This window comes from Stenotrophomonas sp. Ker107b (assembly GCF_053847245.1).
On the sequence record NZ_JBSPHX010000001.1, the window covers coordinates 1382604 to 1398006 of the forward strand.

Genomic DNA, 15403 nt, shown 5'->3' on the forward strand with positions numbered 1-15403 from the left:
TGGGGGGCCATCAGGGCGTGCCCGTGGGAACGTTCAGGACGATGGTCAAATTGCCTTGGTAGTAGCCTTCGGTTTTGGACGAGGCATCCACGCGCGGCACCTCCAGGGTCAGCGGCGTGGGCACGCAGTACACCGGCAGCGACATGCCCGGCAGCACTACCAGGCGCAGCTCCGCACTATCGATGCCATTCAAGGGCTCCAGCCGTCCGTTCTGCATCTGGATCGGCACGCCGGCATGGCGCAGGGTGACGGTGTAATCCAGCCGGTCGCGTTCGTCGCTGCCGATGGCCGCCGCATTCCAGACCGAGAACCGTTCGGGCGGGCGCCCGGGCGCGGGCCGGCCCGTATCGGTGACGCTTATTTCCAGGTACGGGCTTTGTGAGCCGAGGCCGTCGTAAAGGCACATATCCAGATCGCGCCGACCGGACAACGAGGGCGTGCTGACGGGGTTGTACTTCACGTTGAGCCCGACATGCGGGGTGGCCTGGTCGTACTGGGGGAAGTAGATGCTGACGCGGTCGTGGTCGGTGATGGTGAGATCGAAGGTGAAGGTATAGCTTGCCAAGCGCCCGCCCTCTCTCTGCAGCGTGAGCTCAAGCGTGGCGTCCCACCGGCCCGCTACAAGCTTGGCTAACTCGCTCGAAGGAAGCGTGATTTCTGCGCCTGTTCCAACTGGCTTATCGACGACGCACACCGCCGACGTTGACGAGGACAAGGGGTAGCGTGCCGGTTGCCACCAGTCGCGAAAGCAGTTTTGTGTGCGTTCGATGCGAGACAAATGGCCACGTACCGAAAGCTCAACGGTCAAACCACTCCGACGCTCCCGGAAGCGGAGCGGAATCTCACTGCCACTTCCCACCGGCTCGCCCGTGTCCGCCGTGGGGCATCGGCCGTGACTTGGGTCAGAATTGGATCTACAGACCATGTACACGCCGCCGTACCCATCGCCTTCCGCATAGCTGTGCGCAAGGATCGTTCGGGCCGGAAAGAGAATCTGATCCCCTGGCATCACGCTCCGGTCGTAAGTGAGTGCGATGCGCTCATGCTTGTCCGATGGGCTGACTTCCGGCGGGCGCTGCGCTTTTGCCGGCAGTGCTGTGCCAACCAGAATGCTCAGCGCCATGATCCAATCCAGCGCCCTCATGGCTGCGCCCCCGCCACCGAAGGCAGCTGCTCGCCCAGCGCCTGCTCGCGCAGCAACCGCTGCACCCGCGCCTGCTGCTGGATCTTCGAGGGCAACCGGTCAACGGCCAATGGCTGGCAGCGCACCGCACCCACCATGAACACCACGCTGCGGCGCTCACGCACCTGCAGGGGGCACTCCATCAGGCGGTTTTCCTGCAGCAGATACAGGGTTTTTTCGCGCTGCGGGAAATCGGCGATGAAGCCGCCGTCATTTCCCAGCGAAGGCAGCGGCGCGTTGAGGATGCGTGCGCCGTGGAGGGCGACGCCCTCGTCGTCGTGGGCGCTGCCGATGAAGGTGTAGGTCAGGTCAAGTTCGATGGGCATCATCCAGAGTTTTCCAGGTGGCAGGAACAGGGACTGGCCACTGCCCTGCCCCTCCACGCGCACGGCGGCGGCAACGTCGTGCGCGCTGACGTCCTGCACTTCGGCACGGGTGAGGGTGTAGCTGCTCAGCGGCAGCAGGCGGCGCTGGCCGAAGCGCAGCGTCTGGCGGCGTGCACCGGCCACGCGTACCTCGGCCGCGTGGCCGTTGAGTTCGATGTCTTCGGGGGTGTCCACCTGCACGGCGACACCCGCCCCGCTGCCGTACTCACTGCCCCAGAACAGCCCGCCCCGGCCCACTGCGAAGGAGGAGGTATGCGTGGCCGTATAGCTCGTTTCCCCCTGGTCGCGGCTGCGGTAGTGCGAGGCGGTGGCGGCGGTGGCGCCGTAATCATCCTGCTGGCGCACGCTGGCGCTGGCACTGTTCTGCCCGTTGCTGCGGCCATTGAACTCGCCGCCCAGCTCGCGGTAACCGGTGCCCCACTCCCAGCGGCGGGTACGGCCGATGCGATAGCCGGCGCGCGGTTGCTCCTCGCGGCCATGCTGCAGGTCCAGCCCAACGCGGTCCTGGCGGGTGGTCATCGGTGTGCGGACCACGCGGGATACGGCCAGGTTGACGTACACCCCGTTGTCGCGGCGGGGGCCCTGGCTGGCGCCGGTGTGCTGGGTGAATGCGCCCGTGCGCGTGGCCAGGCTCATGCCGCGCCACTGGAAGCTGCGGCTGTAGTTGGCCTGCAACGTGCGGGTGAGCTGGCCTTCGCGGTCTCCCGGGCGCCACGGCGCGCCGGGCGGCAGGCCGTCGTCGAACCACGGCAGCAGGTTCTGCTCGCGGCCCAGCGTGTAGGTGGTACGGCGGGTATAGCCGAAATAGAGGTTGCCGCCCGCCAACGGGGTGGACAGCGAGGCACTGAGCGCATCGCTGCAGCCCAGCGATTCGGGGTTGATGTAGTTGCCACGGCAGGCCCCACCGCGCATGCGCTGGTGATAGACCGTGCCCGACACACGATGGCGGTACGTTGCCTGCTGCTGCAGGCCGCGGCTGCCGTCATCGCCGCGCAGCATCGCACTGCTGCCGGTGAATTCATGGGTGCCCAACGCCTTGCGGCCCTCCAGGCGGAGCTCGCCGTAGGCGATGTTGTCAACGATGGCCGAGCCCACGGTCATGGCCAGGTTGGGGTGCAGCGGCAGGCGCAGGCCGGCCTGCAGCGCGCCGCGGTGATCGCGCTCATCGTGCGTGATCAGCCGCCCGCCCTGCACGAACCATTGCCGGCTGTCCTCATCCCAGGTGGCACCGGATTTACTGAACGGCGCGTCTTCGGTGCGCACCAGTACGCCATCTTCAAAGATGCGCAGGTTGACCAGATAGCTGCCGGTCGGAAACCGCGTGGTGTCCAGATCATTGATGCCGCTGTCCAGGTAGAAGCTCTGCAGCAGGCGCTGCCCATCGTAGGCATCCACGCGTGCGTTGCGGCTGAGCAGCACGGTCAGCGGGCTGCCCTGCCCGATCACCGCCCGGTCCAGATAGGCTTGGGTGGTGCCGAAGCGGACCCCCTCGAAGCGGTCCAGCGGCAGCATGCTGAAAGCGAAATTGCCGCCCTCGGCGCTGGAGAGGTTGCGGCGGTCCATGCGGCCCACCTGCACATAGTGCTTGCGCGCCAGATCATTGCGCAGGTACAGGTCGTTGAAGGACAACGTATCGCGGCTGCCACGGCCGCGCTGCTGCTGCCGGTTGTAGCTCCAGTCCACGCCGATGTGTCCGTCGCGGAACACCCCCAGCATGCCGGTGCCCATCGCCGAGAGGCTCATGTAGCCGCTGCCACCACTGATGTTGAACATCTGCTGGTGCAGCAGGGCGTTCTGCGCGGCCTCGTTGGGGCGGTGGTAGCGGTCACGCACCGGGCTTGCCGACGGCAGCCACTGGCGTGCCGGGAAGAGATTCAGTACGCCTTCGTTTTCATCGTGGATCACCCCGATGCTGGTCGGGTCATCGGTGGGCGCCAGGTAGCCGCAGCCACTGTCCGGCGCCACGTTGTCGCAGGCGAGGTGACCATTGCGCGGCAGCGTGGCCGACAGTGCCGGCACGAGTGCGGCCTTGGCCTCCTCACTGAGCTCCAGCGCGGTCAGCACCGGCTCCGGATCCAGCAGGCGCACGCCGTCGGGCGTGACGAACACCGGCCAGACGCCTGCCGAGCGCCCCATCAAACGGACGTCGAGCTGTTCGGTCTGGCCGGCCACAAGGTCCTCGAATCCGGCGGGCACCGGGCGCGCGCCCGCAGCGGCGCAGGCGAGCACGGCAGCCATGGCCATGGTGAGGCGGGAACAGGATAGGTAAGGAGTGTGCATGGCAGGTAGCCCACAGCGCAGCCGCCCGGTCAGGCGGCGGCTGCACCGCACAGGCGTTTGTTACGGCTTCTGCACCATGACGAGGCTGACGATGCCTTCATAGCGACCGGCAACGGCGATCGGGCCTGCGGTGGTCTGCGAGATCGTCAGCGGCAGCACGATCGAGGCGCCCGGGTAGTTGGAACCCGGGAACAGCGAGGCTGCAGTGAAATCCACGCCGCCGACGGTCACCGCGACCGAGTTCAGATGGACCGACAGCGGCACGGCCGTTGCGGTCGGGCCTGCCATCGTCGGGATGAGGCTGGGTGCCGAACCGAGGCGCACGGTGATGTCCTTGGTGATGTCGTTGGAGAACACGCGCACCTGGTCGGTCCACGGCACCAGGCCGGCAGTGGTGCCGCTACCCGCACGGTAACCCAGCTCGACCACATCGCTCAGCGGGGTACCATCGGCCTTGAGCAGCGCAAGCGTCGGGTCGATATCGGCCCAGACGGTGATGTCGGCCTGTACCGCATGGGCGGACATCGACGCGGTTGCCAGGGCAGCGGCAGCGAACAGCTTGGTGATCAGGTTCATCGGGTTCTTTCCTTGGTGTTGTAGTTGGGGAGGCTGGCCGGGAAACGTGGGGAGCGCTGCGCGCCCTTCCCGACCAGCACCTCACACTAGGCAGCCGCGTTGCGCGGCACCATGCAACAACTTGATAAAATTCCGTTACTTTCGAGAAGGGCGAACCTGTTCGCACTCTGCGCGGCTCAACTTCCGCTGGGCGACAGGCCGATGGACTTGGCATAGAGCATGAGCTCGTAGTCGGATTTCAGATTGAGCCGCTTCATCGCCGCGCCTTTCTGCCGGCTGATGGTGCTGACCGTCCGCCGATGGATGTCGGCGATCTGCTTGATGCTCAGGCCGTGTGCCATCAGCCGCACCACCTCGCTTTCCTTGGCGCTCAGCGCACGCGTGCCGGTGGCGGACGCCTTGAGCCGCTGGGCCAGATCGCCGGAGTAGAAGCGGCCGCCCGCCAGGACCGTGCTGACGGCCTCGGTGAGTACCGCCAATGCGCAGGTTTTCTCAAGGATGCCTTCAACCCCCAGCCGCGCCACCGCGCGCAGCACGACAAGATTGCTGAAGGAGGTCACCACGAGCAGGCGCACCCGTGGATGATTGCGGCGGATATCGGCCAGCATCCGAATGCCGTCCGGCCGTTGCCCGAAGGGCATGGAGAGATCGGTGATGACCAGTTCGCAGCGGTGCAGGAGCAGGAGATCCTCCAGCTGCGCGGCGTCGGCCGCCTCACCGACGATCGCCCACTCCGGTACGTGAGCAAGAACCGAGCGGAGACCGGTGCGGACGACGGGATGGTCGTCCGCCAGCAGGATGCGTTTCATGGCAAAGACCTCGTCGTTGGAATCGGTGCGCGCGCATTGATTGCTCACGCCGCGTCCTGCGGCGGCAACTGCGGTGTGGGTCAAGCGGGCGACCTTGTCGCGGGGCGCTCAACGACGCAGCAGGCAGCGCGTTCCCCGAGGACCGGGGACACCTTGAGGATAGGAGAAGTCGCTGCCCGGCCTCTATGACTCGAGTTGCATAATTCGCGTTCTGCAGTGGCTATCACTATTGCCAGCCACGATCAGCGCTACGGTCTGCGCCTGAACGCCCTGCCTCGGGAAGGAGGACGGCGGCTGCCGGTCACCCGCGCAGCGTCGCGCCGCCGTCCACGTAGAGATCGCTCATGGCGATATGCCCGGCCTGGTCGGAGAGCAGGAACATCACCGATTGGGCAATGTCGTCCGGGGTGGCCAGCTTGCGCAGTGGAATGCCGGCCTTGTAAGTCTCCAGCGAGCCGGCGATGACCCGCTCCGCGCCGTGGTCGTCGGCCCACATGCCGGTCTGCATGGGGGTGAGCGTGGAACCCGGGGCGACGATGTTGCAGCGGATGCCCAGCGGTGCCAGTTCCAGCCCCAGGCAGCGGGTGAACATCGTGGCGGCGGCCTTGGAGGCGGCGTAGGCGGCCATGCCGTGGCGCGGGACGCCCGCGGCGTTGGAGCTGACGGTGACGATGGCACCGCCGCGGCGTGGGCTCATTACCCGGGCCAGTGCCCGGCAGACGTGGAAGACGCCATCGGTGTTGACCGCGAAGACCTGCCGCCACTGCGCGTCATCGATGCCGGTGACGGTGCCGACCTGCAGTATGCCGGCCACGTTGACGCCGAAACCGATCGGGCCGATCTCGCGTTCGATCCACTCGACCAGCGCCTCGACCGCACTGGAATCGGTGACATCCAGTGCGCGGGCGTGGAGGGGCGGCTGCCCTGTCCGCTGCTCGAGCACGGGCGCGGTGATATCGGTGGCGACCACGATGCTGCCGCTGTCACGCAACAAGGTGACCAGGGCCGCGCCGATGCCGCCGCTGGCGCCGGTGACCAGGGCGATGGTGCCGTCGAATCCGGTGAGTTTCATGCCGATGTCCTGAGTGCGTCGTACCGCTGAAGGTGCGCATCGAGCCACGGCGCGATCTGCGCCACGGCATCGCGCCCGGTGAGTTCGGCGTGCAGATAAGGGAGTTCGATCGCCTCCACGTGCGCTGCGTGGGCCTGCCACAAGGCCGACTGCAACTGCGGGCGGTTGAGGTGGTCGCGGCCGGCCCGGACGTGCAGCAGCGGACCCTCGTAGTGCGTGTGGTGATGGGCGCGGATCAGGCGGTTGGTGCCGGTGACGGCCCGGACCACGCCATCGAGAACGATATCCGGCAGGTTGCCCAGCGCGCTGTCGCCGCGGCGCAGGAAGGCCAGGATGCGCGCGCGGGTGTCCAGCTCGGGGTGTGCATCCGGATCGTGGCCGGCAATGGCGAGCAAGGCGCGCAGTGCGGCGATCGGGTCCGGCTCGGGCTCGGCCCGCCAGCACTCGCTGGGGTACGCATCGAGCAGCGCCAGCACGCCCACCTCATGGCCGAGGCCGCGCAGGTGCACCGCCATCGCCTGGGCGAGGATGCCGCCGACCGACCAGCCCAGCAGATGGACCGGGCCGGGCCGACCCAACGCGAGAATGCGCGCTGCATAGTCCGCGGCCAGGGCCTCGATGCTGGTGGGCAGCGGCGGGTCGGGATCGAGCACGGGCGACTGCAGGCCCTGCACCTCGCGCGTGGGAGACAGCGCCCGGGCCAGGTCACGATAGTTCCAGGCGATGCCGCCTGCGGGATGGATGACATACAGCGGCGCAAGTGCGGCATCGCTCCTGGCCAGCCGGATCATCGGCGCGAGGCCATGATCGGCAGCGGCCGGCGGCGCATCGATCCGTGCCGCGAGCCCGGCCACGGTCGGGGCGGCGAACACCGCGCCCAGGCCGAGGTCGCAGCGCCACTGCTGCTGGATGGCCAGCAACAGGTGCACGGCACTGAGCGAGTCACCGCCCAATGCGAAGAAATCGGCGTCGGCGCTGACCGGTGCACTGAGTGAGAGCGTCTGCGCGAACAGCGCGGCCAGCGCCTGCTCGGTGGTGGTCACCGGCGCCACGCCCGTGGAGACCGCCTGGGTGGGCGCCGGCAACGCGGCGCGATCCAGCTTGCCGTTGGCGGTGACCGGCCAGTGTTCCACTGCCACGAAGGCGCTGGGCACCATGTAGTCCGGCAGGCGCGCGCTCAGATGGGTACGCAGCGACTCCTGCTCCGGGCCACCCGTGTTGAGGTAGGCCACCAGCCGCGGTTCGCCCGGCCGGTCCTCGCGCAGCAGCACCTCGGCACGGGTGATGCCGGGTGCAGAGCGCAGTGCCGCATCGATCTCGCCGAGTTCGATACGCAGGCCGCGCAGCTTGATCTGGTAGTCATTGCGGCCGAGGTACTCCACGGCCCCATCCTCGCGCCAGCGCGCCACATCACCCGTGCGGTACAGGCGGCCCCCGGGCACGAATGGATCGGCCAGGAAGCGCTCGGCGGTGAGATCGTCGCGGCCCAGATAGCCACGTGCCAGCTGCACGCCGCCGAGATACAGATCACCGGCCACGCCGGGCGGCAGCGGCTGCATCCGGGCATCGAGCACATACAGGCGGGTATTCCAGACCGGATGGCCGATCGGCACAGGCGCGGAGGTGTCGTCGCGGCTGGCCGGCCAGAAGCTGACATCCACGGCCGCCTCGGTCGGGCCATAGAGATTGTGCAGTTCGGCGTGGACGGTGGCATGGAAGCGGTCACGCAGTGCGGCATCGAGTGCTTCGCCACTGGTGAACACGCGTCGCAGTTGCAGCCCACGTGCGGCCGGGGCCGCCAGGAACGCGGCCAGCATGGCCGGCACGAAATGCAGGGTGGTGATGGCGTGCTCGCGAATCAATGCGGCCAGCGCCAGGGGATCGCGATGCGCCTCGGGCGGTGCCACCACCAGCGTCGCCCCGCTGATCAGCGGCAGGAAGAACTCCCAGACCGAGACATCGAAGGTGGCCGGGGTCTTCTGCAGGATGCGGTCGTCCGGTTGGAAGGCATAGTGCTCGCGCATCCACTCCAGGCGGTTGACGATGGCGCGGTGCTCGATCAACACGCCCTTGGGCTCGCCGGTGGAGCCGGAGGTATAGATGACGTAGGCCGCGTCTGCCGGCGCCGGTGCGGTGCCGAGTGCCGCGTCGCTGGCGCGCTGCCATTGCGAGGGGGGGAGCACGGCGGTGCCCGGGAAGCGGACGCGGTCCTGCTCCAGGGCCAGGACGCACGCCGGTTCGGCCGAGCGCAGGATCCGAGCGAGGCGCTCGTCCGGGTGGGCCAGATCCACCGGGAGGTAAGCACCCCCGGCCCGCAGCACCGCGACCAGGGCGATGATCAGCTCCAGCGAGCGCGGCAGCGCGACCACCACCCTCGCCTCGCGGCCGACGCCTTGCGCCTGCAACTGCAGCGCCAAGGCACGGCTGCGCTGCTCCAGCGCAGCGTAGGTGAGCTGCTGCGTGCCGAAGACCACGGCGACGGCCTCGGGCGTACGCTGCATGCATCCGGTGATCAGCGCGGCGAGGCTGACCTCGGGCACAGGATGGGCGGTCGCGTTGATGTCATATAGATAGCGCCGCGTTTCTTCTGGCGTGCACAACGGCACCGCTGCAATGTCGCCGCCAGCGGCCTGCGCCTCCAGCGCGGCCGACACAAAATGCAGCAGCCGTATGGCGTGCCCTTGCACCTGTGCAAGGGTGTACAGCGTGGGATTGGCCTCGATCTCCAGATCGAGCACGGCGCTGCCGTCGCCACGGAAGCCAAGCGTCACATCATCGACAGGACCAGTGGAGAGCACCTCCAGCGTGGCATGGACGCCGGCCAGCTGCAGCGGCCGATAGAACGGCTGCACGTTGACCAGCGGGCCATGCAGGCGGCGCTGGCCACCAATCAAGCCCAGGTCACGCCGCAGCTGCTCGCCGCGGTAACGCCCGTGGCGGCGGCCGCGCATCAGGCGCAGGGCGACCTCACGCACGAAGGCATCCACGCTGCCCTCGCCGGCCGTGACCCGCAGCGGCAATACGTTCATCACCATCGCCGGCACACGGGCGGAGACGCTGCCGAGCCGGCCCATGAACGGCACGCCGATGATGGCCTCCGCTTCGCCGCTGATCCGGCGGCAGTATTCGGCGCCGAGCGCGGTCAACAGGTCCGGCCAGGGCTGGCCGATCGCGGCGGCGGCACGGTGCAGGCGCTCGCGCAGGGCCGGCGCCATCGGCTGTACGTGACGCAGTGCATCCGGTGCGGCGGCAGCAAGCCCGGCCTGCAGACCGGTGGCGGCCGGCGCACCGGCCATGAGCTCGCGCCAGTAAGTGGCATCGCGCGTGCGGCGCTCGCTGGCACGGTACGCGGTGTCTTCCTCCAACGCGGGGGCCAGTGGCGCCAATGCGGCGTGTGATGCGTTGCCCGCATACAGCGCGCAGACCCGCTCGGTGAGCAGGCCCATGCCATAGCCATCGGTGGCGAGGTGGTGCACGCGCAGATACCAGACGCTGCGTGCCGGGCCCAGCAGGAACAGGCGCTGCTGGCTGAGCCGGTCGCGGGCCGGATCGACTGGATTGAGGCGGTCGCGCTCCATGGCCTCACAGGCAGCGGCTGCCGGGTCCGGATCGCCGGAGAAATCCACCACCTGCAGCGTGGGCGTGTGCTGCGGGTCCACCCACTGTTCGGGAAGGCCCTGCGCGTCTTCGGCGATGCGCAACGCCAGCGCGTCGGATTCGTGTGCGGCCTGGTCGGCAGCGCGCACGAAGGCCGCAACGTCCAGCGCACCTTCGATCCATACCGCATGGGCGGTGTTGAAGGCCGGGTTGTCCGGCGCCAGACGCTGCGCGTACCACAGGCCAGCCTGCGCCTCGCTCAACCCGCGAACGATGGGCTCTGCCGCACCCGGCACCGCACGGCCCTTCATGCGCTGGCCGACGCCTGTGCCTGCAGGCGCTGCACCACCGTCCACCAGCCGCCGAGCGTGGCGTGCTCGGCCAGGTGGCTGAACTCCAGCGCGATGCCGGTGTTGCCCCAGGCCAGCACCAGGCCAAGCACCCGCATCGAATCCAGGCCGAGGTCCATCAGGTTCTCCTCGGTGCTGATGTCCTCGGGCGTTTCGCCGAGCATCTCGGCGACATCGGCGCGCATGCGCGCCAGGGTGAGTGCGGTCATGCGAGGGTCTCCAGCAGGTGATCGGTGGTCATCGGCACGCCACAGGTACGGGCGATCCAGTGCAGGGCGAAGTCATGATCGGCGCGCGAGAAATCGGCGACCGCATCGGCGGCGATGAAGCTCTCGATGTCGCGCTGGAAGCCCTCGGCGACGGTGGCGGTGCAGCCGATGTGCGCGTACACGCCGGTGACCAGCAGCTGGTCGCGGCCACGGGCGCGCATCATTGTCTCCAGGTTGCTGCGCTGGAACGCGCTGTAGCGGTGCTTGACCAGCACATGGTCGCCCGGCGCCGGGGCCACGGCCTCGACGATGGTTTCGTGTTCTTCGGTCGCGGACATGCCCGGGCCCCACAGGTCGGCCTGCAGGCCCCGGTCGCGGCGATCCTGGTTGCCCCGCTGGGCGGTGTAGAACACCGGGATGTCACGGGCGCGGCAATGCGCGAGCAGGCGGGCGATGTTGGCCACGGCCGGTGCCAGCGGCGCCGCATCCGGCGCGAACGCGGCCAGGAAATAACGCTGCATGTCATGCACCAGCAGCGCCACGCGCTCGGTCTGCGGCTGCCACGCACCGCGCGGGGTGGGCAGTTCGGCCTGGGTCGGCAGGGGGTACGGTTGGATCTTGGGCAGCGCCATCAGCGCGTTTCTCCTGTCTGTTGCATGAAACGTTCGCGCAGCTGGGCACGCAGCTCGCGGCGGCTGATCTTGCCGACCGCGGTGGTGCCGAAGGCATCGACGAACACGATCTGGTCCGGCACTTTGAACGCCGCCAGGCCACGGCCGCGCACCCACGCCTTGAGGCTGGCGGCCTTGGTCGGCTCGCCCTGGGCAATGATGAAGGCGCAGCTGCGTTCACCAAGGTAGGCATCGGGAATGGAGACCACCGCCGCATCGAACACGCTCGGGTGCGCCAGCAGATGGTCTTCGATCTCTTCGGCGGAGATCTTCTCGCCGGCACGGTTGATGTGGTCGGTGGCCCTGCCCTGCACCACCAGATAGCCGCCGGGCAGGCGCTGCACCCTGTCGCCGGTGCGGTAGAAGCCGTCCTCGGTGAAGGCGCGTGCGTTGGCGGCGGGATCGTTGTGATAGCTGCGGATGGTGTACGGGCCGCGGGTAAGCAGATGGCCGGTCTCACCGTCGGCAACCGGGTTGCCGTGGTCGTCGACCACCAGCACCTCGTCGTCTTCGCTGATCGGGCGGCCCTGGGTGGAAACGATGATCTCCTCGCTGTCGTGCAGGCGGGTGTAGTTGACCAGGCCCTCGGCCATGCCGAACACCTGCTGCAGGGTGCAGCCCAGTCCGGCGATCACCCGGCGCGCGGCCTCCGGCACCAGCTTGGCGCCGCCGACCTGCACCACCTGCAGGCTGGAGAGATCGTGCGTGGTCGTTGCGGCCGCCTGCGCCCACAGCAGCGCCAGCGGCGGCACCAGGCCGACACAGGTGACCCGCTCGCGCGCGATCAGGCCGAACGCGGTCTCCGGGCCCGCGCCCGGGCTCAGCACCACACGGCCACCGGCGTACAGCGTGCCGAAGAACCCCGGCGAGCTCATCGGGAAGTTGTGCGCAGCCGGCAGCGCCACGAGATAGACGCTGTCCTGCGTGATGCCACAGATCTGGTTGCTGGCGCGGAAGGAATACAGGTAGTCGTCGTGCGTGCGCGGGATCAGCTTGGACAGGCCAGTGCTGCCCCCGGAGATCTGCAGGAACGCAACCGCTTGCGGATCGTGATCGGGCGGCAGCTGATCAAGATCGCCTGCCAGCGATGCCAGCGCGGTGAACCCGGCCGCGTCACCGGCGATGATGACGTGCTGCACGTCGGGTACCTGCGCCTGCAGTTCGCGCGCAAGGGTGCGGTAATCGAACCCCTCGTAGCTGGAGGCAGCGATATAGGCATTGGCCTCGGCCTTGCGGGCGAAATGCACGACCTCGGTGATGCGGTGCGCGGGCAATGCATACACGGGAATCAAACCAGCGCGGAACAACCCGCAGACCACGGTCACAAATTCCGGCACGTTGCCAAGCTGCACCACCACCCGGTCACCCGGGATCAAGCCCTGCGCGAGCAGGCCGGCGCCGATGCGGCCGGCCTCCTGCCACAGCTGGGCATAGGTGAGGCGCGTATCGCCGCCGACCACTGCGATATCACCGGCGAAGCGCTCGGCGCGTTCGCGCAGGAAGCCCGGAAAGGTCTCGCCGCGCCAATGGCCGGCCGCGCGATAGCGCGCGACCAGGGCCGGCGGCCAGACCTGGCGCAGCGGCACCCGGGAGGAAGAGAAGGATGCGTTCATGGACAGCTCCCGCACATCAGAAAGGACGAACGTCATGGACGCCGAGCGCGGTCAGCAGGGCCATGAACTTGGCAGCCGTTTCGGCCACCTCGAGATCGGGTTGGGACTCGGCGACGATGCCGGCCCCGGCATACAGGCGCACTTCGGTGCCCTGCACGCGTGCGCAGCGGATCGCCACATACCAATCGCCATCGCCCTGCGCATCGGTCCAGCCGACGGCGCCGGCATAGAAGCCCCGTGCGACCGGTTCAGCCTGACGGATCAGTTCAAGTGCCGGCTGGCGCGGCGTGCCGCAGACCGCCGGGGTGGGATGCAGCAGTGCGACCAACGCGGCCGAGGACACCGAAGGATCCTTCAGCGTGCCGTGGATGCGGGTACCGAGATGCCACATGGTGGCGGTGGCGTGCAGTGTCGGCCGCGGCTGTGCCTCGACGTGATGGCACAGCGGTGCCAACGCGGCCACGATGGCCTCGACCACGTGGCGATGCTCGTCGTGATCCTTGGCCGAGGCCAGCAGCGTCTCCGCGGCGCGTGCATCCTCGGCCGGATCGGCCGAACGACGGGCCGAGCCGGCCAGCGGATGCGAGAGCACACGGTCACCGCGTCGGGAGACCAGCAGCTCCGGGGTGGCGCCGACCAGCCAGGCCGCGTCGCCCGCACTTGCTGCGGGTACCGGGACCACGTAGGTCGCCACGCTGGGGTCTTTGCCCAGGCGTGCGGCCAGCACGCGCGGATGCAGCGGCTGCGCGGTGGTGACCCGCAGGCTGCGCGCGAGCACGACTTTTTCCAATGGGCAGTCGGTGCGCTGCAGTTCCGTGACTGCAGCCGCCACCGCCTGCGCATACGCATCGGCAGACGGTTCGGCGAGCACATCGCCAACGAGGGTCGGCGTTTCCACGCGGACCACCGTCGGCTGGCCAGACACCTGATCCGGCTGATACAGCGCATCGCCCTGCTCGGGATCAAACGGTACCGCCCCCACCAGCAGGCGCGGGCCGGAGCGCGGCGCGGCGAAGAACGCAGCGACGCGCTCGGCCAAGGTGGCGGTGGCACCGGACGGCAGCCGCGCACGCACACCGTGCGCTTCCATCGCCTGCTGCGGGCTGCGCAGCAGGAAGTACGGGGCGTCGGCCGCATCAGCGGTGGCGGCGTCGGTCATCTCATCGGCCATGCCGCTGGCGAGCATCTCGTTCATGCCGCACCCCGCGCACGATGCAGGGCGGCAGAGCCCGCCAGGATCAGCAGCACCACGCCCACCAGCAGGTACGGCGCGCTCGGCGACCACCGATACAACAGTGTGCCGATCATCGGCCCGACCACCATGCCCATGCCCTGCACCGACGCTACCGTACCTGCCGCAGCGCCCTGCTCATGCGCTTCCACCGAATCGGCCGCCAGCGCCTGGAAATTGGGGAACACGAACCCCATGCCGAACGCGGCGATCGCATAACTGGTCAGCAACTGCCACGGCACACTGACCAGCGCGACCGACGCAAAGCCCAGTCCGGAGATCAGCGCCCCGACCAGGATCCAGCGCGTCGGGCGGATGTCCTTGAGCTTCATCACCAGACCCTGGGCGAAGATCAGGCCGACACCGACGGCGGTCAGGGCCAGCCCGGCCATGCGTGCGCCGTCTGCCGGTGAGAGCTGCAGCCGATCAATCGCGAAGAAGCCGACCGTCACCTGCGCGATGGTCACCGAGATCATTGCGGCGAACACCGCCAGCAACGGCAGGCGCAGGCGCGCATCGCCCAGGCCCAGTGTCGGTTTGGGGCCGGTGTGCGTCGGCGCGACGGGCGGCGTGTCCGGCAGCCGCCACCAGATCATCAGCAGCGACAACAGCGGCAACAACGCGGCCACATACAGTGTGAGCGAGAGATTCTGGTAGGCGATCCAACCGGCGGCGGCCGGGCCGAGCACCATGCCCAGCGCATTGGCGGTGCCAAGCTTGGCCATCACGCTGCCGCGCTGCCCCGGGGCGGCCTGGTCGGCGATGATGGCCGCAGCGGTCGGCGGCACGGCGGCGTAGAACAGCCCCACCAGGGCACGCGTGCCGACCAGGACCAGCACCGAGAGCCAGATCGCTGGCGGCGAGGTCAGCGCCACATCCACGAACACCGCCAGCGCCACGTAGATCGCCGCGTAGGCCGCCAGTGCGATCAGCAGCACGCGCTTGCGCCCGATGCGATCGCTGAGTGCGCCCCAGCGGCGCGCCGACAGCATCCACAACACACCGGCCGCGGTCACCGACAGGCCGGCATGCCACTCGGCCAGGCCCAACACCCGCACCACCGGGCCGATCACCGATACGAACGCCATCATCGCCATGGTGCCGAGCAACGCGGCGGAAACGAGGGCGGGCAAACCGGAAACGACAGGACGTGAAGACATTGAACACCACAGCCAATAAGAAGTTGAACCACGCGGTGCGCCGACGCGCGCGCGGTTCTGCCATCCGGTTGCGAACGCATCACCGCCCTGTGATCCATCAAATGATAACGGCTCGCATTTGCGTTTGATAGTGCAATCTGTATCGCATGTTCAGGTGCGCAGGCGACACCCCCTGCGACAAAAAGACACTACATATACGGTTGACGAGCTCCAACTACCCCACTATGTTGTGTCCATCGGCTCCCCGCTTCCGCCAGGCCCGGTGA

11 protein-coding genes are annotated in these 15403 nt (G+C 68.4%); all 11 read right to left on the reverse strand.

The features are described 5' to 3' along the window. Positions 1 to 10: 10 nt before the first annotated feature. Positions 11 to 1123, reverse strand: coding sequence for a CfaE/CblD family pilus tip adhesin (locus tag ACWV8V_RS06375; RefSeq protein ID WP_455899252.1), 1113 nt, complete (start codon positions 1121 to 1123; stop codon positions 11 to 13). A gap of 17 nt (positions 1124 to 1140) precedes the next feature. Then, positions 1141 to 3807, reverse strand: coding sequence for a TcfC E-set like domain-containing protein (locus ACWV8V_RS06380; protein WP_455899253.1), 2667 nt, complete (start codon positions 3805 to 3807; stop codon positions 1141 to 1143). Positions 3808 to 3909: 102 nt separating this feature from the next. Further along, complete coding sequence (locus ACWV8V_RS06385; RefSeq protein WP_455899254.1) at positions 3910 to 4425, reverse strand: CS1 type fimbrial major subunit; 516 nt, start codon at positions 4423 to 4425, stop codon at positions 3910 to 3912. A gap of 176 nt (positions 4426 to 4601) precedes the next feature. Further along, complete coding sequence (locus ACWV8V_RS06390) at positions 4602 to 5318, reverse strand: response regulator transcription factor (protein ID WP_147433832.1); 717 nt, start codon at positions 5316 to 5318, stop codon at positions 4602 to 4604. Between the two features lie 217 nt (positions 5319 to 5535). Further along, on the reverse strand, positions 5536 to 6306 hold the full coding sequence (locus tag ACWV8V_RS06395) for a 2,3-dihydro-2,3-dihydroxybenzoate dehydrogenase (protein WP_455899255.1): 771 nt from the start codon (positions 6304 to 6306) through the stop codon (positions 5536 to 5538). Continuing rightward, the gene (locus ACWV8V_RS06400) at positions 6303 to 10214 is read right to left on the reverse strand and encodes an amino acid adenylation domain-containing protein (RefSeq protein WP_455899256.1); all 3912 of its coding nucleotides are present in this window, start codon (positions 10212 to 10214) and stop codon (positions 6303 to 6305) included. The genes ACWV8V_RS06395 and ACWV8V_RS06400 overlap by 4 nt, the downstream gene beginning before the upstream one ends. Continuing rightward, a complete protein-coding gene (locus ACWV8V_RS06405) occupies positions 10211 to 10462 on the reverse strand; it encodes a phosphopantetheine-binding protein (RefSeq protein WP_455899257.1) in 252 nt (83 codons plus the stop codon). The genes ACWV8V_RS06400 and ACWV8V_RS06405 overlap by 4 nt, the downstream gene beginning before the upstream one ends. Further along, the gene (locus tag ACWV8V_RS06410) at positions 10459 to 11094 is read right to left on the reverse strand and encodes an isochorismatase family protein (protein WP_455899258.1); all 636 of its coding nucleotides are present in this window, start codon (positions 11092 to 11094) and stop codon (positions 10459 to 10461) included. Before ACWV8V_RS06410 ends, ACWV8V_RS06405 begins: the two co-directional genes overlap by 4 nt. After that, positions 11094 to 12746, reverse strand: coding sequence for a (2,3-dihydroxybenzoyl)adenylate synthase (locus ACWV8V_RS06415; RefSeq protein WP_455899259.1), 1653 nt, complete (start codon positions 12744 to 12746; stop codon positions 11094 to 11096). The genes ACWV8V_RS06410 and ACWV8V_RS06415 overlap by 1 nt, the downstream gene beginning before the upstream one ends. Before the next feature lie 16 nt (positions 12747 to 12762). Further along, the gene (locus ACWV8V_RS06420) at positions 12763 to 13941 is read right to left on the reverse strand and encodes an isochorismate synthase (protein ID WP_455899260.1); all 1179 of its coding nucleotides are present in this window, start codon (positions 13939 to 13941) and stop codon (positions 12763 to 12765) included. Then, positions 13938 to 15137 (reverse strand): MFS transporter, encoded by a 1200-nt coding sequence (locus tag ACWV8V_RS06425; protein ID WP_455899261.1) that lies wholly within the window; start codon positions 15135 to 15137, stop codon positions 13938 to 13940. Before ACWV8V_RS06425 ends, ACWV8V_RS06420 begins: the two co-directional genes overlap by 4 nt. Positions 15138 to 15403 lie beyond the last annotated feature (266 nt).

What these genes read in the sequence shown, in the direction of transcription:
- ACWV8V_RS06420 (WP_455899260.1), bottom strand. Translation starts at nt 13,941, where the DNA reads ATGAACGAGATGCTCGCCAGCGGCATGGCCGATGAGATGACCGACGCC.
- ACWV8V_RS06415 (WP_455899259.1), bottom strand. Translation starts at nt 12,746, where the DNA reads ATGAACGCATCCTTCTCTTCCTCCCGGGTGCCGCTGCGCCAGGTCTGG.
- ACWV8V_RS06395 (WP_455899255.1), bottom strand. Translation starts at nt 6,306, where the DNA reads ATGAAACTCACCGGATTCGACGGCACCATCGCCCTGGTCACCGGCGCC.
- ACWV8V_RS06385 (WP_455899254.1), bottom strand. Translation starts at nt 4,425, where the DNA reads ATGAACCTGATCACCAAGCTGTTCGCTGCCGCTGCCCTGGCAACCGCG.
- ACWV8V_RS06380 (WP_455899253.1), bottom strand. Translation starts at nt 3,807, where the DNA reads ATGGCTGCCGTGCTCGCCTGCGCCGCTGCGGGCGCGCGCCCGGTGCCC.
- ACWV8V_RS06410 (WP_455899258.1), bottom strand. Translation starts at nt 11,094, where the DNA reads ATGGCGCTGCCCAAGATCCAACCGTACCCCCTGCCGACCCAGGCCGAA.
- ACWV8V_RS06425 (WP_455899261.1), bottom strand. Translation starts at nt 15,137, where the DNA reads ATGTCTTCACGTCCTGTCGTTTCCGGTTTGCCCGCCCTCGTTTCCGCC.
- ACWV8V_RS06405 (WP_455899257.1), bottom strand. Translation starts at nt 10,462, where the DNA reads ATGACCGCACTCACCCTGGCGCGCATGCGCGCCGATGTCGCCGAGATG.
- ACWV8V_RS06400 (WP_455899256.1), bottom strand. Translation starts at nt 10,214, where the DNA reads ATGAAGGGCCGTGCGGTGCCGGGTGCGGCAGAGCCCATCGTTCGCGGG.
- ACWV8V_RS06375 (WP_455899252.1), bottom strand. Translation starts at nt 1,123, where the DNA reads ATGGCGCTGAGCATTCTGGTTGGCACAGCACTGCCGGCAAAAGCGCAG.